The organism is Paenibacillus sp. JL3B1040, assembly GCF_057063165.1.
The window spans coordinates 3,696,032-3,715,024 of the sequence record NZ_CM169317.1; the positions used below are offsets into that span (position 1 = coordinate 3,696,032).

Sequence of the window (18,993 nt, forward strand, 5' to 3'; positions counted from 1 at the left end):
AAAATGTCAAAATCACCGACATTTTGCTGCTCTCGGGTGACACGTAAATAGTAATTCGCTAAAACTATACATTCTCCTGCAAACATAACAAAAGTTTTGACAAAGCCTCCACAAACCGCTCGCGGTCTTCGCCCGTAAACGGCTTCGGCCCTCGGCCGTGGCGCCCTGCCCGCCGGGCTTTCGCTTGATGATGGCGGCGCTCGAGCAAATAGTCGATATTCCCCGCATGGTAAACGTCGCCGCGCGGTGATAAGCCGTGACAGGCTCTCGCAATCGCCAATGCCGCCAGGCCGTAGTCCTGGGTCACGACGATATCGCCTTTCTCCACGTGGGCGGCGATGTACAAGTCGGCGCTTTGTCCGCTCCGGTCAACCTGCACGACCTCGACTCCCGGCTCCGGCTGTAAGACATGATCGTATGAAGCCACCATGATTACCGGTACGCCGAACCTGCCGGCCGTTTCGGCAATTTCCGCCTTAACCGGACAAGAATCCCCGTCGACGACGATCCGCATCCTCCATGCCTCCATGCCTCCATGTAATACAATATAACCTCGAATCGGCCTAATCTAAACAAAGCCGACCCCCGAAACTCACCGATCTTTGCCGTTAAGCGATGGAAGGCTGACGGCAGGTCGTTCGCTTGCCGTCAGCCATACTCGCTTTCCGTTCTTCTATTATGCCCATACCAGTTTGCCGAAATCGGCGAAAGCCTTCAGATCCTCATCGATCGCGGCCAGCAGGGCCAAGCGGTTGGTCCGAATCGCATCGTCCTCGGCCATGACCATGACGGCGTCAAAGAAGACCGTGATCGCTTCCTTCAAACCGCCGATCAGTTCCAGCGCACCGGCAGCGTCGCGAGAAGCGAGCGTATCCCGGTACTTGCCGGAAACCGAACGCCATGCCTCGAACAGCGCTTGTTCCGCCGGTTCGCTGAGCAGATCGGAGCGAACCTTCTCCCCGGTTGCTTTTGCCGCGAGATTGCTGACCCGGCCAAACGATTCGACGGTCGATTTGAAATCTTCCTTCGCCCCGACGGCTCCCATCAACGCCTTGCCGCGAGCTACCGAGGAGACAATATCATCGTAACCAGCCGACAGCACGGCATCCACGACGTCATAACGGAGATTTTCGTCCGAAAGCGTCTTTCTGACGCGGAGACCGAAGAATTCCATCAGATCTTTCAAGATTTCGTCTTCGCTGCGTTTGAGTCCGCGGAATTGCTGATGCGTCTCCAGCGCCAGCTTGAAAATGTCGGTCAACGAGACGGACAATCCGTGTTCGACGATAATCTGTACGATACCGGCCGCTTGACGGCGCAGCCCGTACGGATCCTGCGAGCCGGTTGGGATAATGCCGATCGAGAAGCACCCGACGATCGTATCGATTTTGTCGGCGATGCTGACGATCGAGCCTACGGCAGAAGCCGGTACGGCATCATCGGCGAAACGCGGCTGATAATGCTCGAATACGCCTTTCGCCACGCTCTCGGGTTCGCCTGCTTTACGGGCATAATCCTCACCCATAACCCCCTGCAATTCAGGGAATTCATATACCATTTGCGTCACTAAGTCGAATTTGCAAATTTCCGCCGTACGCGCGGCGGCTTCCGCCGTCCCGGTATCAGTGCCAAGCATCGTGGACAGCTTCTCCGTATTGCGGCGGATGCGGCGCACCTTGTCCCCAATCGTGCCGAGCTCGTCATGGAATACGATGCTTTCCAGCTTGGACAATGCGTCCTTGATTGCCAACTTCTGATCTTCCTCATAGAAGAATTTCGCGTCGGACAAGCGGGCACGAAGCACCTTTTCGTTGCCTCGGGCGATCACATCCAGCGAAGTATTGTTGCCGTTGCGCACCGTCACAAAGTAAGGAAGCAGGTTGCCTTGCTCGTTCAACACCGGGAAATACCGCTGGTGCTCGCGCATTGAGGTAATAAGCACCTCCTGCGGAATGTTCAGGAACGATTCCTCGAACCTGCCGAACAGCACGGTTGGCGTCTCCACCAAGAACAAAACTTCCTCCAGCAAATCTTCCTTCACTGCGATATGCCAGCCTTTTTCTTTTGCCAAGGCATCAATTTGGGATTGAATCAAAGCTTGACGCTCATTCACATCCGCGATGACCTGCTGGGCGCGCAGCGTTTCCACATAAGCCGCAGGCTCGCCGATAACCGTTTCGGCTCCGAGGAACCGATGTCCCCTCGTGACGTTGCCGGACTTGACGCCGGCGATTTCCAGTTCGATGACATCTTTGCCGAACAACGCGACCATCCAGCGAATCGGACGGACGAATTTAAAGTCGTAACTGCCCCAGCGCATGTTTTTCGGAAAATTCATCGCCTGCAAAATGCTCAGCAGACCCTCTCCGACAAGACTTGCCGTCTCAACGCCGATCCGGCTTTTGTTAACATAAACATACTCGGTACCGCCAACCTCGCGAAACGTGAACTGCTCCGGGCTGGCCCCTTGGCTGCGTGCAAAACCAAGCGCCGCTTTGCTCCATTCGCCGTTTTCGTCCAAGGCGATTTTGCGCGAAGGCCCTTTGACCTCTTCATGCACGTCCTCTTGTTTCTCGGCCACGTCCTTTACCAGGACGGCCAAACGACGCGGGGTTGCGTAAGCTTCCACCGCTCCGTGCCGGATCACCGATTCCTCCAGCCATTTGACCGTCCGCTCCTTCAGTTGCTCCATCGCGCCGCGGATGAACCGGGCCGGCATTTCCTCTAATCCGATTTCGAACAGCAGATCCTTAGCCACGTGCGGCACCCCCTTTCTGAAGCATCGGGAAGCCGAGCTTCTCGCGCTCCTCCAAATAGGTCGCGGCAACCTGACGCGCCAAATTCCGCACCCGCGTGATATACCCCGTCCGTTCGGTGACGCTGATCGCGCCGCGGGCATCCAGCAGGTTAAACGTATGCGAGCATTTCAGCACATAGTCGTATGCCGGGAACACCAAATGCTGCTCCATCGCTTTGCCCGCTTCCTGCTCGTACATGTTGAACAGCGTAAACAACATTTTTACGTCGGAGATTTCAAACGTATATTTGGAATGCTCATATTCCGCCTGGTGGAAAACATCGCCGTACGAGGTGCCGTCCACCCATTCGAGGTCGAACACGTTCTCCTTGTCTTGGATATAGGAGGCCAGGCGCTCCATGCCGTAGGTGATTTCCACGGCCACCGGGTTGGTTTCGATCCCGCCGACCTGCTGGAAATACGTAAACTGGGTCACTTCCATGCCGTCCAGCCAGACTTCCCAGCCTAGGCCCCAAGCGCCCAAGCCCGGATGCTCCCAGTTGTCTTCCACGAAGCGGATGTCATGCTCCAGCGGGTTGATGCCGAGCCGCTTCAAGCTCTCCAGGTAAATTTCCTGAATATTGTCCGGCGATGGCTTCATGATCACCTGGAACTGGTGGTGCTGGTACAGCCGGTTCGGGTTCTCCCCGTAACGGCCGTCCGCCGGGCGACGGGAAGGCTCAACGTAGGCGACGTTCCACGGCTCCGGACCGATCGAACGCAGGAACGTCATCGGGTTCAGCGTACCTGCCCCTTTTTCCACGTCATACGGCTGCACGACGATGCAATTCTGTTCCGCCCAGAACTGCTGCAGCGTCAGAATCATTTGTTGAAAGTTAATACTCATGGCGAACCTCATCTCCTCACCTTCAGGTTTGTTCAGCAAGCATGAGCGAGAGGGCAAACTAAAAAGCTCCCGCCTCTACGCCTGCTGTCAGACGTAGGGACGAGAGCTGTAAGAGGTTCATCCTCATACGTTAAGTTCCCGCGGTTCCACCCTACTTGATTCGCCGCGCCACCTATCGGTGATCTTAGTCGGCAAATCCGCTTTTCACGATCGTTCATGCTCCCGGGCCGCCGTTTCGCAAGACCGTCTATCCGGGCTCACACCATCCCCGGTCGCTTGGCCAACTGCTTGATCCTCAGTTGACTTCATAGACTTTGCCTCGTTACTCTTCCCGTTCAACGCATAGAAATTCTTTTATATATTATCTAATTTCAGCTCGTTCGTCAAATTTCATACTTGTCCAACTGGTCGAGGAAATGGCGGGATTTCAGCTTGAGCCCAAGCTGCATGTCCATGAAGGCGCGCATCACGGTTTTCAGTTCCCGTTTCGTTTCCTCCTTGACCTCCACGTTTCCGAGCCGGCGCAGATCCATTTTTTCAAACAACGCCAGCAGCTTGAACACCCCCGGCGTGACCTGCATTGCGGCCGGATCCTGATGGCGGCAAGCCCTGCACAGCTTCCCGCCTAACCGCGGGCTGACATAGGGCGAATCGTCGGCCCGTCCGCAGGACACGCAGCTCTCGAACGAAGGGCCGTAGCCTGCCGCCTGTAAGATTTTCATCTCATACAGATGGATGACGACCTGCGGATCCTTGCCGGATGACAAGCCCTCGAGACAAGCCTTCAGTTGGGTATACCAGAAGCTGCCGACCTCCTCGTCCTGCAGCGTCTTATCCAACAATTCGCAAGCGTACGAAGCGTAGGCCGCCAATAAAAGGTCCTCACGCAAAGAAAAGTGAGATTCGATGATCTCACCCTGGTTTAAGGTGCCCAAACCGCCGCTTTTGCGGAAGAACACGTATTCTCCATGTGTAAAAGGCTGGGTCAGAGCCGCGTGACGGCTCTTGACCTTTTTGGCGCCGCGCACCAGCACCCCGATTTTGCCGCTCGTTTCCGTGCATAAGGTGATAATTTTATTGCCTTCCCCATAGTCCATGCTGCGGATGACGATTCCTTCCACTCTGTAGAGCATTTCACTTTCCCCCAAACTCGCCTCTCCCGCCATGTTGGTGTTACTCGGCTTCTTCCTCTACGATCAGCTCTTCCGCAGCCGCAACCTCCTCTTCATACGGGCCGCTGGCTTCTTTATAAAGCAAGTAAGCATCGACATCTCCAGTCATCGCAAAATACTTCCACGAAAAATCTCGCATTCCGTATTCACCCTTTCTTCGGAAATGACGCCTGCATCTTCAAAGATAGGATGTGCGCATGAGCGGGATCTATGCGTTGCAATAACTCCCAGTATAGAGGATGTCATAAAGTCGACTTTTTGAACTTATATGGAAATAATATCCTCTTAAGCGTCCTTGTGGAACCCGAGATCCTTCAAGATGCGTTCCTGGTTGCGCCAGTCTTTTTTCACCTTGACCCATAACTCGAGAAAAATCCGCGAGCCAAGCAAATTCTCGATGTCATGCCGGGCCAGCTTGCCGACTTCCTTCAGCAAAGCTCCCTGCTTACCGATAATGATTCCTTTTTGGGAATCGCGCTCGACGAAAATCACCGCGGAAATGTTGACCACGCCGTTCTCTTGGACGCGCATGTCTTCGATCGTGACGGCGATGGAGTGCGGCACTTCCTCGCGGGTCAGATGCAGAATTTTTTCGCGGATCAATTCGGCGCAGACGAACTGCTCCGGGTGGTCGGTGACCTGATCCTCCGGATAATATTGCGGGCCTTCCGGAAGGTATTTTCCGATTTGCTCCAGGAGCGTGTTTACGTTGTTGCCAAGCATCGCCGAAATCGGCACGATTTCGCTGAACGGGTGAAGCTTGCTGTACTCATCGATCAGCGGCAGCAATTGCTCCGGTTCCACGCGATCGATTTTGTTCAACACCAGAATGACCGGCGTCCGCAAATCCTTCAGCCGTTCGATGATGAACCGATCGCCGCCGCCCAGCCCTTCCGCGGCATCGACGAGGAACAGTACGGCCTCGACCTCGCCAAGCGTGTTGAGCGCCGTCGTGTTCATATAGTCGCCAAGCTTGGATTGGCGTTTATGGATCCCCGGCGTATCCAGAAACACGATTTGCATCGCTTCCGACGTGTAGACGCCGTGAATTTTATTCCGCGTCGTTTGCGGTTTGTCGGACATGATGGCGATCTTCTGCCCGATGATCTGGTTCATCAGCGTCGATTTGCCCACGTTCGGCCGCCCGACAATTGCCACGAAGCCGGATTTGAATTTTGCTTTTGCCATATTTGGGTTCCTTTCGTCAGGACCTGGTCAGTTTCTCCGACCGTAACGATCCGTGTTGGTTCTACGAGTCAGTGATGGCGCGCGAAGGACCCTGTTTATTGGTCCTCGTTGGCGCGTGAATCCGTGTTACACATGAAGAGCCCTAACGAACCTTGCGTAACGGACCGTAATGACCTTATTTGTCCATTTCTCAGCTATCCTCTGCGCTAACGGACTCCACCGCCCTTATTCGGCTCTCGCGACGTACATTTTCCCATTTCGTCATGAAATAACGTCTCCTGAGTCCGTCAGAATGCGATGGCACCCATATGCAGGTCAATAGCGTTTCTGGTGTCCGTTAGCGGAGCGACCGTGCGTGCCGCTTCGTGATCCATAGACGCCTTTTTGAACTACCGCTGCTCCTCCAGATGCGTGGGAGCAAAGGCGTAGGGAAGAAGCTCCCGCACCGTGGTCTGGCGGATGTCGCCTTTCAGATTGCCCAGGATGACAGGCATATCCGGACCGCATAGCTCCAGCAACACCTGACGGCAAACGCCACAGGGCGCAACCGGCTCTTCCGTATCGCCGACAACGGCGATCGCCTGGAACGTCCCCGGTTTGTGTCCGTCGGCGATCGCCCGGAACATTGCGGTTCGCTCCGCGCAGTTTCCCGGAGAGTAAGCCGCATTCTCCACATTGCAGCCGCGGTGAACATGGCCTTGGCTATCGAGAAGTGCCGCCCCTACGCCGAATCCCGAATAAGGGATGTACGCCGTCTTGCGGGCTTCGATCGCTTCTTGCAATAATTGACCATAATCCATATTCATATCATCTCCTGATCAATAGCAAATTAAGTACAGGTTAAGCCGCGCGAACCTGATTTACGGCAATCCCAGCCACCGCATCACCGGCTCGTAAAAGATCAAAATCCCGATCGCCACGGCAAAAACCGCTGCGACCAGTACGGCCCCGGCCGCGGCATCCTTGGCGATTTTTCCAAGGCGATGCCACTCCGGGGCTGCGAGATCAACGACGGCTTCGATCGCCGTATTGACAAGCTCAAGCGAGATGACCAAAGCGATAACGAGCAGCAGCAAGGCCAAATCCCGAACAGGAAGAGACAGTACGATCGCGGCAGCGATGACGATCACGGCCGCCGCGCAATGAAACCGCAGATGACGCTGTGTCTTAAACGAAGTGGCGATTCCCTCCAGGGCATAACGAAAGGACGAGCTCCAGCGGCGAGACGGCTTCATTAACGGACAAGCCCAACCTTGGCCAGAGCCGCTTCTTGTTTGCCCATCATTTCCGCTTCGCTTGGGGCGTCTTGATGATCGTAACCGAGCAAATGCAAAAAACCGTGCACGAACAGGAAACCGATTTCCCTCTCCAGCGAATGGCCGTAATCCTCGCTTTGCGCTTTGGCCCGGTCCACGGAGATGATAATGTCTCCGAGCACATCGGTCAAATCGTCCAGCTCCTCGTCTTCTTCGAGCTCATAGACGATTTCCGGCTCTTCCTCCAGTGCTTCGTTCATCGCGAACGACAGCACGTCCGTCGGCCGGTCGATGCCGCGATAATCGCGGTTCAACTCATGAATGGCCTCGTCGTCCACGAACGTCAGCGCCACCTCGCCATCGGTAATGCCCTCCAATTGTCCGGCGATCTGCAGCAACCGATCCAAGAGATCGATCAACTCTTGCCCGATCTCCATTTTATCCTGCTCATTGCTCCAAGCCAGCTGTAGGCCCATTTACGTTTTGCCCCCTGTCCTTCTCCTCGTTCTCTTTACTCTTCTTGACTTCCTCCGGATATTCGATCCGCGAGTGGAAGATGCCCATGACCGTTTCCTTCAATGTTTGCGCGATCAAATCCAGTTCCCGCATCGTCAAATCACATTCGTTAAACTGGTGATCGTCCAATCGGCTTTTGATGATCTTCTCGATCATCGACTCGACCTGCTCGACCGTCGGTTTGCGCAGCGAACGCACGGCCGCCTCGACGCTGTCGGCGATACCGACCACCGCCGCTTCCTTCGATTGCGCTTTAGGCCCCGGATAGCGGAAATCGTCTTCGGTGAAATCCGGTTCCACGCCTTGCTCTTCCGCCAGACGCAGCGCCTTGTGATAAAAATAATGCAAAAACGTCGTTCCATGATGCTGCTCCGCGATATCCCGTATCGGCTTCGGCAGCTTATATTCCTTTTGCATTTCCACCCCGTCCCGGGCGTGGGCAATGATAATCGATTTGCTTAGCTTCGGATCGATAAAATCATGGGGATTTTCCATATTGTTCTGATTTTCGATAAAATAGCTCGGCCGTTTCGTTTTCCCGATGTCATGGTAATAGGAACCAACGCGGCAAAGCAGGCCGTTTGCGCCGATCGCCTCGGCCGCCGCTTCCGACAGATTGCCGACCATGACGCTGTGGTGGTACGTGCCCGGCGTCTCCGTCAACAGCTTGCGCAGCAGCGGATGGTTGGGATTGGATAACTCCACCAGCTTGAGCGCCGAAAGGATCCCGAAGGTAACTTCGAAGAAAGGCATCAAGCCGATGACCAGAATCGTCGTCACTAACCCCCCGGCCACGGAAAAGCCAAGCGCATACAACGTACTGGTTTGCGTCCAGTCCTGATTGTCGATCAACTGCAGCGTAAAAATCGACAGCGCGCCGAACAAACAGATCATAATGCCCGCTTTGAGCAACGTCGATCGCTGGCTGGCCCGATGTATCGCAAATATCGCTGCAAACGAAGTCACCAAAGCGAAGAAACCAAACTGAAAATCAAAAATTTCGCTTTGCCGCTGATTTAAAATGATGCTGGCCAAAATACCGAACAGGATCGAGCAAATGTAAGCGAGCGGCAAGTCCAACAGCAGCGTAATCAGCATCGCGCCGGTGGCGATCGGGGCCAAATATCCGATATAAGAATGCTGTTCGGTCTGCAGGATATTGATGACATGCATGGATGCGATCGTGATGAAAATAATCAACAAGAGCATGACGAACTGCGCGTTGTTGTATTTGAATCGGCTGGCGCCTTCCGATTGCCGGATAAACATAATCAGCCCGGTCGCCATCAGCAATGACAACAAAACGAGCCCAAATTGCGGCGAATAGTCGACCTCGTCTTTCAGCAAGCCGTTTTTCTCCAACAAGGTGTACATTTCCTGGGTGATTCTTTCTCCCTTTTGGATGAGAACGTCCCCTTGCTTGATATAGACGGTCGGCGTATTCTCGCGAGCTTCCACCTTGGCCGTCTTGGTTGCTTCTTCATCGTAAAACTTGTTGGCCGTAATCGACAAGCGGGCCAACTCCTGCACGACCTCTCGCGCGGTTCGTTTGCTTAACGAGCTGGTACTGACCATCTCGGCAACCTTGGCCCGCGCGGCCTGCGCCTCAACGATCGGGTCCGCCGTCAGCCGGGCGACGATATCGGCGGCGACCGGCTTCATCTCATTGATATCCTCCGCGGTTAAACGAGGGATCTTAATAAACGTCTCCTCCGAGATATGATACTGCTGTTCGTCAACACGCTGCGTCACTTCCTCGAACAAGGTAGCCGAGTACACGCTGGAGTTCCGGTTATTCATGATGAAATTCTGCACGTAATCCTTGACGCGTTGCGGCAACTCTTCCCGGTAGATCTTGATCTTGTCCTCTTCCGAAACCTGATCGTCCTGATTCAAACGAAAAATCCGATCGAGCATTTGCGCGACCAACGTCTCGTTGCGAAGCGGAAGAATGGTAAATAATTGCCCCACCTTCTCGGCCGCCTCTTCCTGCGCCTTCAGCGTCGCTTTGGTATCGGGGATGTCCATCGGCGCCAAAATTTCTTTGTCGCTGGGCAAACCTACGGCAATGTCGTACGTTTCGGGAAGCAGTTTGGGCGCCAAACTGACGTAAAACATAACGACAAGCAACGCGAACAGAACATAACGCACGCTGGTGCTATGTTTCCATCCCGTAAATCTGGATTGAAACGCGCCTCTCTTTTGCTGATCGTTATTTGTCATAATAGACAGCCCTCCTGAACATAGTAAACCTCAAGCGGCCGGGAAGCTTACCCATGGTTTTCGGCGGCGCGGTCATACGCCACAATAATCTTCTGTACCAGCGAATGACGGACGACATCGGACTCCGCAAATTGGACGAACCCAATCTCTTCGATGTCGCTCAAAATCGCCTTCGCTTCCACCAGCCCGGATTTCTTTCCTTTTGGAAGATCGATTTGCGTCACATCCCCGGTAATCACCATCTTGGATCCGAAGCCGAGTCGGGTCAAGAACATTTTCATTTGCTCCGGCGTCGTGTTCTGCGCCTCGTCCAAAATAATAAATGAATCGTCCAGCGTTCGGCCACGCATGTAAGCAAGCGGCGCGATCTCGATCAACCCGCGCTCCAGCGCCTTGGCGGTTTGCTCGGGTCCCATAACGTCATATAAGGCATCATACAGCGGACGCAGATAAGGATCCACCTTCTCCTGCAGGTCACCCGGCAAAAAGCCGAGGCTCTCCCCCGCTTCAACGGCCGGACGGGTCAAAATGATCCGTTTCACTGAACCTTCCTTCAGTGCCGTAATGGCCAAAACGACGGCCAAATACGTCTTGCCTGTCCCGGCCGGGCCGACGCCAAAGACGACGTCCCGTTTCTTGATCGTCGTCACGTAATGCTTCTGTCCGATGGTCTTGACCCGAATCGGCTTGCCCCGATAGGTCATGGCGATTTCGCCTTTATATAAATCAAGCAACTGATCGGCGCGGAAGTCCCTGGCCAAATCGATAGCGTAAAGTACGTCCCGTTCGGTCAAAATATATCCGTTCCGGATCAGTTCAAGCAATACTTCAAACAACTGCTCTACCTTCTCCGCCTCGCGTTGTTCTCCGCGGATGGTAATCTCCGATTCCCGCAATACAATGCTGGCCGGCAAATGCTGTTCGATCAATTTCAGAAACGCGTCCTGAGGGCCGAATAACGAAAGCCCTTCAGCCGCACTGTGCAGCGGTAATTTGATGTTCACCGGTTGTTCCGACAAATAGCCTCATTCTCCTTGATCTTGTACTATCGGCACTTCTTCCGCAATGTTCTGCTCTACTTCGAAATGCACTTTTATATAAACTTTACCATTGTCCGTCTTCTCATGCAAAATTTTTTGATTCATAATGACGCTGTCCGTACCGTATTTCGCCAAAATATCGCGCTTGGCTCGCTCGAGACCTTCCTGTTTGGCTTGTTCCTCCGTCCGCTTCAACTCGAGTTCCGTCGTTTCCATGACCTTCTCCGTCATCCAGCCGATCGGCAGCTTCAGGCTGCGCCACGTCAACGGATCCTGGTCGACCATCGTTTCCGATTCCGCATAGTCGACTTTTCCGTAACCGGTCAGTTGGATGGCCGTATTGCCGAAATACAAATACCCCCGTTGTTTCCGTTCTCCCGTATACACCTTCTGCCTGTAGACCTGCGGCACCTGGATATTATACTCGTGCCAGACAATGCCGCGAATATTCGCTTGAGGCACGATCGGCTTACCGCCCTGAAAGCCAGAGACCAGCACTTGTCCTTTCTTCACCCGGTCGTTTTTGCCGACCTCGGGCTGACCTTTTTCCGCATAAATATGCGTAATCACGGCGTCATGCTTGCTCACCAAATGGCTCGGGCTGACCAGACGTTGGTCCTTGGGCTTCGTCGCTTCCACCACTTGAATCGTAATTCGCGTTCCCGTGCGGGTTACCCCGACCCATGAAGCGCCCGGCAGCTTGCGGGTCATTTCCGCGGAGAGCTTGTCCTGATCGGGCAAACGGAAAATCCACTGAAACGGATAGATCCCTTCCTGTTTCGCCGCTTGGAGCACATCCTGGGAGGCGATATCCTCGTTTCCTGTCACCTCGACGTCCCAGACCAGCGAGGTCAAGCAAAAAATCGCCGCGACAAACAAGGCGAATCCGGCGACGAACCCCTTTCTCTTCCACACCCTGGCCAGCACGAACGGCAGGCCGGAGCGCCCCCGAACCGACATCCGGCAGCCTGTCCGTTTTAACAACGGCCGCAGGCGGAAGAAATCGGATAACGCGATATTCATATCCATTTGCCCTCCGGGCAAGGGCTTGACATCCCAGATGTCGATGCCTTGTCGGGACAGCTCGTTTACGAGCCGTTCGATCGATCCTCCGCGGACCCTGATGGTAACGATGCCTCTCAGCTGGCTTAAGGCCGGTGATTTCACGCTTCATTCCTCCGTTCCACGATATTTGATGCCAAAGATCCGCCCCTCCACGACCACTTCCTCCGGCATGATCGCTTTAATGACCAGATCGCTGCCTTCGACTTCCAACGTGCCTTGACTGAGCGCCAAATGCAGCGCCTCGGGAGAGAAGTGGACAACGCCCCGGTGATTTTCTATATACAGCTGCTGACCTCCGATTAAGGTGAGCCTCGGCAAATCGTATACAAGGTCGCTGGGCAAGTCGAGCGCATCGACCGTCCATTTGCGAATTTTGCGGACAAACCGGCTCATATGAGGCAATCCTCCTTCCCCTACTGTACAAATTATGCGGCCCTTCTTTGTTTTATGAGAAAGGAAAAGGGGAACAAAAAGCCAAGGCCGCTCCGGCAGGCAGCCTTGGCTTGAATCGCATCAACAAACGAAAAAACACCTTCTACACGAATTAAATCGTAGAAGGTGTTTGTCTCTCGAAGTTATGGCAAAAGCTGTTGAACCGTCTGGTTTACGAGCTTGCCGTCCGCCCGGCCTTTGACCTTGGGCATCAGCGCACTCATCACTTTCCCGATATCGGCTTTCGAAGAAGCACCGGTTTCCTGGATGGTCTGCTGTACAATGACTTTAATTTCTTCTTCGCTTAGCTGTTCGGGAAGGTACTCAGCAAGGATCTCCGCTTCCGCTTTCACTTGTGCGGCAAGATCGTCACGACCCGCTTTTTCAAATTCTTGGAGGGCATCTTTGCGCTGTTTGATTTCACGACTTAGGATATCAAGCACTTCATTATCGTTCAAAGTTCTTTTCAAATCTATTTCAAGATTCTTGATCGTAGCACGAACCATTCGAATGGTGGAGAGCTTGAACTTGTCTTGACTCTTCATCGCTTGCTTCATATCTTCGTTCAATCGCTCGCTAAGATTCATCGCTGATTAAATCCTCCTAAAACTTTCTCTTACGAGCAGCCTCGGACTTTTTCTTGCGCTTTACGCTTGGCTTTTCATAATGCTTACGTTTCTTCACCTCAGCCAATACTCCATCTTTCGCGATGGAACGTTTAAAGCGACGAAGTGCAGCATCAATTGTCTCGTTTTTGCGAACTTTAGTTTCAGACACCAGTTTTCCCTCCCTCCGACCAGACCGTCCAAGAGCATAACACGGTTCATCAAACTTCATTATAGGGGAAAGAGAAATAGGGTGTCAACCGGAGCTCCCGCTTTTTTCTCTTCCAAATTCTAAAAGAGGACCTACAGGGCGTGCGAGTCCGAGGATTGCACCAGCGCGCCCAGCTTGGCGCCCCCGATCAGGTGGTAATGGAGATGCGCCACCGCTTGTCCGCTGTCGGGTCCGCAGTTGTTGATCAGCCGGTATCCGCTGTCCGCAACGCCCAGCTGTTTCGCGGTCTCCTGCGCGATGCGGTGCAGTTCCCCGATCAGAGCGAAATCCTCGGCAGCGACATCATTCATCGAAGCGATGTGCTTCTTCGGAATGATCAGCACATGCACCGGCGCGGCCGGTTGAATATCATGAAAGACGAGCACGCGCTCATCCTCGTAAACTTTGTTCGAGGGAATCGATCCTTCGACGATTTTGCAAAACAAACAATTGTCCATCCTTAAAGCCTCCCAAACAATTTCTATTTTAAACTTCATGATACCGAAAATAGGCAAAAAAAAGAAGCACCCTGCCGCCTCAAATAATGAGTTGGCTGGTCGCACGGACGTATTGGACGGAAAATCGCGTAACGCTCTCTGTCACCAATACGTCCGGCGGGGTGCTTGCAAATATGATGTCGGCTAACTGTAGTATAACAGCAGGTTGGTACTGTATCTGTGATGTACATCACGCGGTGGATGTTATTTTTTTCGGCAGGATGAGATTGGATGCCGCGCCTTACAGCCGTTCCAGCTCGATGCGGGAACCGGCGCCGCCGCTTTCCGCGGGAATGACCACCAGCTTGCGGGCCAGCCGGGACCGCAGTTCGGCGACATGGCTAATAATCCCGACCGAGAGATGGTCGTGATGCAAATGCTCAAGCGAGGTGATCACCGTGTCGAGCAGTTCGGGATCCAGCGTCCCAAAACCTTCGTCCAGGAAGAAGAACTGCAGCGGATATTGGCCGCGCAGTTGAATTTGCGCCGACAAGGCCAGCGCCAGCGCCAGCGAAGCCAGGAAGGTCTCCCCGCCCGACAGCGTTGCCACCGGGCGCTTCACGCCGCCGCTCGCATCGTCGCGGATCACGAAGCCGCCGCCGGAATCGGTCTCCAGCGCGTATCGCTGCTTCGTCAAGAACCGCAGGCGTTGGGAAGCGGCATGACTGACGTTCATCAACTGCTCCTCCGCCACGTATTCGACAAACGCATTGCCGCGTAACGCCGACTGCAGTTTGGCGAGCAACCCCGCTTCCTTCTCCAACTGGCTGCGGACCGTCTCCAGCTCTTGCCAGCGGACGTGGCGAACCTGCAAGTCCTCCCAGTCCCGCTCCGCGCGAGCCTTCCGCTGCAGAGCAGCCTCGTCCTGCTCCTTAGCCACGGTTAACGCCGCTTCGCTTGCTTGCCATTCCTCGTCGCTGACCGTTTGTCCCGCCAGCTTGGCATCCAGCTCGCTAAGGCCGATCACCAGCTCTTGTTCACGGCTGCGGTGGTTTTGCACCGTACCGGCAATCGACTCCGCTTCTCCCGGAGCGAGCAGGTTGTCCAACACGGAGGCTTCCTCGTCGAAGGGCGATGCCGTCAATGCCTGGAGCCAGCGGGCTTGGAGCTCCGCCTCCCGCTCCCGGGCCGCCGCGGCCGATTGAACGGCGATCGCCTCCGTCTTGGCCAACTCGTGACTTCGCGCTGCGGTTTCCGTCTGCTGCGCCCGGCTGCTCTCCGCCTGCTTGCGAAGGGTCTCCAGCTTCTCCCGAGCCTCCGACAGCAGCTCATCGACCGGGCGTTCCCCTGCGACCGCCTGCAGCCTCTCCTGTTTCTCGCACAGCTGCTCCCGTTTCGCCTGCTCCTGGGTTTCCCATTGCACCAGCGTTTTGTCCAGCTCGACCATGTCGGCGGCGAGCGCCTGAAGCTTGGCCGTTTTCTCCTCGATGAACGGCACGCTGACCGCCAGCCGGCCCCGCAGGTCCTCGGCCAGCCGATCCTTGGCGGCAAAAGACTCCATTTGCCGGGCGGCTTCCTCCGGCGTGAAGCTCGGGTATCGCTCGGCCCACTCGCGCTGTTTGGCGGCGAGGGCTTCGCGGTGTTGCGCGCAGCGCGCAGCGGCCTGCTCCAGCAGCCCGGAGGCCGCAACCGCGGCCGCTTCGGCGGCGGCATGCTGCGGCTGCAAAGCCGCCAGCGCGCTTTGCGCCGCGCGGCCATTGCGCTGCAGCGCCTCCAGCCGGCGGCGGCAAGCGGCGTGCCGCTCGCCCAGCGCCGCAGCCTGCCGCTGCAGGGCGGCCAAGCCGGCAGGAGCCGGCGCGGCTTCGTCCGGCGCGGCCGCCTCGGCGGCGGTGGCGGCGGCTTCGCGGGCGGCAAGCGCGGCCGCTGCGGGGGCAGCCGCACCGCTGCCGTCGGCATCGCCGGCGCCGTCATGGCCCAGCGCCTGCAGCAAGGCGCCGCAGGCGTCGCGATCGCGGGAGACGGCGAACTGCAGCTCGCGGGCTTCCGCGATCAGGGCGGCGAGCGCCTCGAGCTCCGCTTCGCAGCCGGCGGCCTCGCCGTCCTCGGCCCGCGCCGGCGCCGGATGATGCGCGGAGCCGCACACCGGGCAAGGCTCGCCGCCATGCAGCCGTTCGGCGAGCCTTGCCGCCCAGAGGTGGCGTTCGCGGGCTTTCAGCGCCTGGCGCAGCGCGGTTTCGTGCGCCGCCAGCTCGCCGGCGTAATGCCGCAGCTCCTCCTCCAGCGCCGCCAATTGCCATGCGGTTTCCGCGAGCTGCCCGGCGAGAGCTTGCCCGGATTGCCGCGCTGCGGCAACCTCGGCGGTGATGTGCTCCAGCTTGGCCGCCGCCTGCTGCAAGTTCGTCCGCCGCGCCTCCTCCTCCGACTCCGCTCCCGCGAGCTGCTCTTGCAGCGCGTTCAGTTGCTGGGCCAGCTGCACGGCGGCTTGCGCCAAATGGCGCGCCTCGGCCTTAACCTCCGCCTCCTTCAACTGCTGCTCCAGCTCGCGCTGGCGCGTTTGCGCCTTGGCCAGCAGTTGCTCCTCCTTCGCCGACTGCTCGGCGAGGCTTTGCTTGCGCTGCGCGCCTTCCGCGCGCTGCGCCGCCAGCCGTTGCAGCTCGGCGCCGAGGCGCGCGGCCTCTTCCTGCAGGCCGCGCGCCTGCTCCAACTGCTCGAGCCGCACGAGCAACGTCGGCTCCTCGCGGCCGAGCGCCGCCGCAGCGGCTTCGGCGGCCGCGCTCGCCGCGGCTGCAGCAGCCGCCGCCGTGCGGGCGGCCTGCTCGGCCTCGGCCGCCAGCCGCGCGCGCTCCGCGGCGGTGCGCTGCGCCTCTTGCCAGGCCGTCAGCACCGGCCTGAGCGCCTCGGCGGCGCTTCCGCGCGCCAGCTTCGCTTCCAGCGCGGCGACCTCGCCGCCCTGTGCGCGCAGCGCCTCGAGCTGCGCCGCGCGCTCGGCGCGCTCCACCGCCAGCTCGCGGACTTTGGCGAGCTGCTCGTAGCGCTGCTGCGCCAGCTCCAGCTCGCGGCGCCGCGCGGCCGCGTGCTCCGCAGCTTCGCGTGCCGCAGCCGCCGCTTGCTCCAGCGCCTCCGCGGAAGCGTTGCCGAGCCCTTGCTGCTCGGCGGCCACCTCGCCTCGGCGCTGCTCGGCGGCCCGCACCTTGCGCGTCAGCTTCTGCCCCAGCAGGTCGCCGTATTTCTCCAGATGGAACAGCCGCTGCAGCATCGCCCGGCGGTCCGCCCCCTTCAGGGACAGAAATTCGGCGAATTTGCCTTGGGGCAGCACGACCGCGCGGGTGAAATCGTCCATCTTAAGGCCGAGCTTCTGCTCTACGCAGCGCGTCACATCGGCCAACTTGTCGGCGACGACCTTTTCCCCTTCGGGCAGCATTTCAATAAACCGGCTGATCGTATTGCTCACCGACAGCTCGCCCTGGCGCTTAAAGCGCCGCTCCACCCGGTAGCGCTCCGTTCCGGCGGCGGAGTTCAGCTCGAAGGTGAACGCCACGAACAACGCATCCTCCGAATGGTTCATGATCCCCTGCGTTCCGCCGGATGCGCGCCCAACCTTGCCGTAAAGGGCCAGCGTAATCGCATCCAGAATCGTCGATTTCCCGCTGCCCGTCGGCCCGAAGATGCCAAACAGCCCCGTCTCGCACAGCTCGGTGAAATCGATCGTCTGTGGTTCGCGGTAGCTTTGCAGTCCGGCTATTTTCAGCATGATCGGCTTCATCGGCGTTCCCCCTCCATAGCTCCATCATCGCCGGCCGCCTCATCCTCTTCCTCGGAGACGAGCGCCATAAACAGCTCGACCAGCTCTTCCTCCGGCTCGGCCCCGCCGGTTTGCCGCTGGTAAAACTTGCGGAACAGCTCATGCACCGGCACGCTCGCGCGCGACACCCGCTCCTCTTCCTCCGGCTCGCGTCCGGGATACACCGGCCGGATATGTACGATGCCTTCATGGGCTTTGCGCAGCGCCTGGATATCGCCTAGCGACATCGCTTCGCTTAGGCTGATTTCGAGGTCGATGAACGCATTCGCGTCCCGTCCCTCCTCCAGCCAGCGATACGCCTCCGCAAGTCCCCCCCGGCAGCTCCATCGCACCAACGGCCGTCCGCTGCTCAGGTACAGCTCTTCCATGACCGGCTCCTTACCGGGCGCCACGTCCAGCAGCATCACCGACTTGGCTTGTCCCGCCTCGGAAAAAGAATACGCCAGCGGCGACCCGCTGTACCGCGTCAGTCCGCCGCCTTTCACCGCCTGCGGCCGATGCAGGTGGCCCAGCGCCGTGTATTGCGCGCCAACGTCCAGCGCCGACGGATCCACGGTATAAGCGCCTCCGACCTGGATCGGACGTTCGGAGTCGGACTCCAGTCCGCCAAGCACATAGATATGGCTCATTGCGAGGTTAACCGTGTCCGGGTGAAACGCCCCGGCCAGCTGGCGCATGAGCAGCCCCACCTTGGCGCTGTAAGCGAGCCGCAGCTCGGATTCGTCCGCATCGCCGGCCAACAGCTCGGACAACCGGGCCTCCGACGGATAGGGCAGCGCAGCGATGACCGCCGTTTCCCCGGTGCGGGCCACGGGGACGGTGATCGCTTCCGGCATCGGCAGTCCCACCAGCGAGATGCCACGGCTCGCGACTAACGGCGACACAGCGGCCACCCGTTCCGGCTGGTCATGGTTGCCGGCGATGACCGCCAGGTGGCAGCCGGCCTCCGTCAGCCTAGCCGCCGCTTCGTAGAACATTCCCTCCGCCGCAGCCGGCGGGTTCACGCTGTCATAGACGTCGCCCGCCATCAGGACGAGATCGACCTGCAGCTCCTTCACCATCCGCACCAGCTCGTCCAAGAACGCCTCCTGCTCCGCGAGCCGGCTGCGTCCTTCCAGCGTGCGCCCCAAATGCCAATCGCCCGTATGCAATATGCGCAACCTTTTCCCCTCCTTGATCCCGGCAAGTTACACTTTTTAGCTCCCCGCAAGAAATAGAGTGAAAATATATCGCTATTCCGGCAAATTCAGGCTTCATCGCAAATATAAGATGATAAAATCACGCTATTCACCTGAAATCATCCCGATCAGGTCTATTTTTGCGGGAATAAGACGATTTTATATCGCTATATTTGCTTGTCCATCGGAAATGACCAAAATAAGAATATCAATTCACTCTATTT

18 protein-coding genes are annotated in these 18,993 nt (G+C 57.2%); all 18 read right to left on the reverse strand.

Translation table 11 applies throughout. The features are described 5' to 3' along the window. Positions 1-64: 64 nt before the first annotated feature. Positions 65-514: a YaiI/YqxD family protein gene (locus ACZF99_RS16805; RefSeq protein ID WP_483606216.1), complete on the reverse strand. Its 450-nt coding sequence runs from the start codon at positions 512-514 to the stop codon at positions 65-67. A gap of 162 nt (positions 515-676) precedes the next feature. Beyond that, positions 677-2,758 (reverse strand): glycine--tRNA ligase subunit beta, encoded by a 2,082-nt coding sequence (gene glyS, locus ACZF99_RS16810; protein ID WP_483606217.1) that lies wholly within the window; start codon positions 2,756-2,758, stop codon positions 677-679. Further along, on the reverse strand, positions 2,751-3,638 hold the full coding sequence (gene glyQ, locus ACZF99_RS16815; RefSeq protein WP_068785381.1) for a glycine--tRNA ligase subunit alpha: 888 nt from the start codon (positions 3,636-3,638) through the stop codon (positions 2,751-2,753). The genes glyS and glyQ overlap by 8 nt, the downstream gene beginning before the upstream one ends. Before the next feature lie 389 nt (positions 3,639-4,027). After that, a complete protein-coding gene (gene recO, locus ACZF99_RS16820; protein WP_483606218.1) occupies positions 4,028-4,777 on the reverse strand; it encodes a DNA repair protein RecO in 750 nt (249 codons plus the stop codon). A 40-nt stretch (positions 4,778-4,817) separates the two neighbouring features. After that, positions 4,818-4,955 (reverse strand): YqzL family protein, encoded by a 138-nt coding sequence (locus ACZF99_RS16825; RefSeq protein ID WP_483606219.1) that lies wholly within the window; start codon positions 4,953-4,955, stop codon positions 4,818-4,820. 146 nt (positions 4,956-5,101) lie between these two features. Continuing rightward, positions 5,102-6,004: a GTPase Era gene (gene era, locus ACZF99_RS16830; protein ID WP_483606220.1), complete on the reverse strand. Its 903-nt coding sequence runs from the start codon at positions 6,002-6,004 to the stop codon at positions 5,102-5,104. A 389-nt stretch (positions 6,005-6,393) separates the two neighbouring features. Then, a complete protein-coding gene (locus ACZF99_RS16835; protein WP_483606221.1) occupies positions 6,394-6,804 on the reverse strand; it encodes a cytidine deaminase in 411 nt (136 codons plus the stop codon). A gap of 60 nt (positions 6,805-6,864) precedes the next feature. Continuing rightward, complete coding sequence (locus ACZF99_RS16840; protein ID WP_483606222.1) at positions 6,865-7,239, reverse strand: diacylglycerol kinase family protein; 375 nt, start codon at positions 7,237-7,239, stop codon at positions 6,865-6,867. Continuing rightward, positions 7,239-7,736 (reverse strand): rRNA maturation RNase YbeY, encoded by a 498-nt coding sequence (ybeY, locus tag ACZF99_RS16845; RefSeq protein WP_483606223.1) that lies wholly within the window; start codon positions 7,734-7,736, stop codon positions 7,239-7,241. Before ybeY ends, ACZF99_RS16840 begins: the two co-directional genes overlap by 1 nt. Continuing rightward, a complete protein-coding gene (locus ACZF99_RS16850) occupies positions 7,708-9,999 on the reverse strand; it encodes an HD family phosphohydrolase (protein ID WP_483606224.1) in 2,292 nt (763 codons plus the stop codon). The genes ybeY and ACZF99_RS16850 overlap by 29 nt, the downstream gene beginning before the upstream one ends. 47 nt (positions 10,000-10,046) lie before the next feature. Next, positions 10,047-11,018, reverse strand: a complete 972-nt coding sequence (locus ACZF99_RS16855; protein ID WP_483606225.1) for a PhoH family protein — start codon at positions 11,016-11,018, stop codon at positions 10,047-10,049. Positions 11,019-11,024: 6 nt separating this feature from the next. Further along, positions 11,025-12,206 (reverse strand): sporulation protein YqfD, encoded by a 1,182-nt coding sequence (gene yqfD / locus ACZF99_RS16860; protein ID WP_483606226.1) that lies wholly within the window; start codon positions 12,204-12,206, stop codon positions 11,025-11,027. A 3-nt stretch (positions 12,207-12,209) separates the two neighbouring features. Further along, positions 12,210-12,497, reverse strand: a complete 288-nt coding sequence (gene yqfC, locus ACZF99_RS16865; protein ID WP_483606227.1) for a sporulation protein YqfC — start codon at positions 12,495-12,497, stop codon at positions 12,210-12,212. A 182-nt stretch (positions 12,498-12,679) separates the two neighbouring features. Next, on the reverse strand, positions 12,680-13,123 hold the full coding sequence (locus ACZF99_RS16870; protein ID WP_483606228.1) for a GatB/YqeY domain-containing protein: 444 nt from the start codon (positions 13,121-13,123) through the stop codon (positions 12,680-12,682). A gap of 16 nt (positions 13,124-13,139) precedes the next feature. Then, complete coding sequence (gene rpsU / locus ACZF99_RS16875; RefSeq protein WP_005547957.1) at positions 13,140-13,313, reverse strand: 30S ribosomal protein S21; 174 nt, start codon at positions 13,311-13,313, stop codon at positions 13,140-13,142. Positions 13,314-13,444: 131 nt separating this feature from the next. Beyond that, positions 13,445-13,810 carry a histidine triad nucleotide-binding protein gene (locus ACZF99_RS16880; protein ID WP_483606229.1) on the reverse strand — a complete coding sequence of 122 codons (366 nt, stop codon included), beginning with the start codon at positions 13,808-13,810 and terminating at the stop codon, positions 13,445-13,447. A gap of 280 nt (positions 13,811-14,090) precedes the next feature. Beyond that, complete coding sequence (locus ACZF99_RS16885; protein ID WP_483606230.1) at positions 14,091-17,552, reverse strand: AAA family ATPase; 3,462 nt, start codon at positions 17,550-17,552, stop codon at positions 14,091-14,093. Continuing rightward, positions 17,549-18,751, reverse strand: coding sequence for an exonuclease SbcCD subunit D (locus ACZF99_RS16890; RefSeq protein ID WP_483606231.1), 1,203 nt, complete (start codon positions 18,749-18,751; stop codon positions 17,549-17,551). The genes ACZF99_RS16885 and ACZF99_RS16890 overlap by 4 nt, the downstream gene beginning before the upstream one ends. Between the last annotated feature and the right edge of the window lie 242 nt (positions 18,752-18,993).

Coding starts and splice junctions, on each gene's coding strand:
- ACZF99_RS16805 (WP_483606216.1), bottom strand. CDS start 514: ATGCGGATCGTCGTCGACGGGGATTCTTGTCCGGTTAAGGCGGAAATT.
- recO (WP_483606218.1), bottom strand. CDS start 4,777: ATGCTCTACAGAGTGGAAGGAATCGTCATCCGCAGCATGGACTATGGG.
- ACZF99_RS16825 (WP_483606219.1), bottom strand. CDS start 4,955: ATGCGAGATTTTTCGTGGAAGTATTTTGCGATGACTGGAGATGTCGAT.
- era (WP_483606220.1), bottom strand. CDS start 6,004: ATGGCAAAAGCAAAATTCAAATCCGGCTTCGTGGCAATTGTCGGGCGG.
- ACZF99_RS16835 (WP_483606221.1), bottom strand. CDS start 6,804: ATGGATTATGGTCAATTATTGCAAGAAGCGATCGAAGCCCGCAAGACG.
- ACZF99_RS16840 (WP_483606222.1), bottom strand. CDS start 7,239: ATGAAGCCGTCTCGCCGCTGGAGCTCGTCCTTTCGTTATGCCCTGGAG.
- ybeY (WP_483606223.1), bottom strand. CDS start 7,736: ATGGGCCTACAGCTGGCTTGGAGCAATGAGCAGGATAAAATGGAGATC.
- ACZF99_RS16850 (WP_483606224.1), bottom strand. CDS start 9,999: ATGACAAATAACGATCAGCAAAAGAGAGGCGCGTTTCAATCCAGATTT.
- yqfC (WP_483606227.1), bottom strand. CDS start 12,497: ATGAGCCGGTTTGTCCGCAAAATTCGCAAATGGACGGTCGATGCGCTC.
- ACZF99_RS16870 (WP_483606228.1), bottom strand. CDS start 13,123: ATGAATCTTAGCGAGCGATTGAACGAAGATATGAAGCAAGCGATGAAG.
- ACZF99_RS16880 (WP_483606229.1), bottom strand. CDS start 13,810: ATGGACAATTGTTTGTTTTGCAAAATCGTCGAAGGATCGATTCCCTCG.
- ACZF99_RS16885 (WP_483606230.1), bottom strand. CDS start 17,552: ATGAAGCCGATCATGCTGAAAATAGCCGGACTGCAAAGCTACCGCGAA.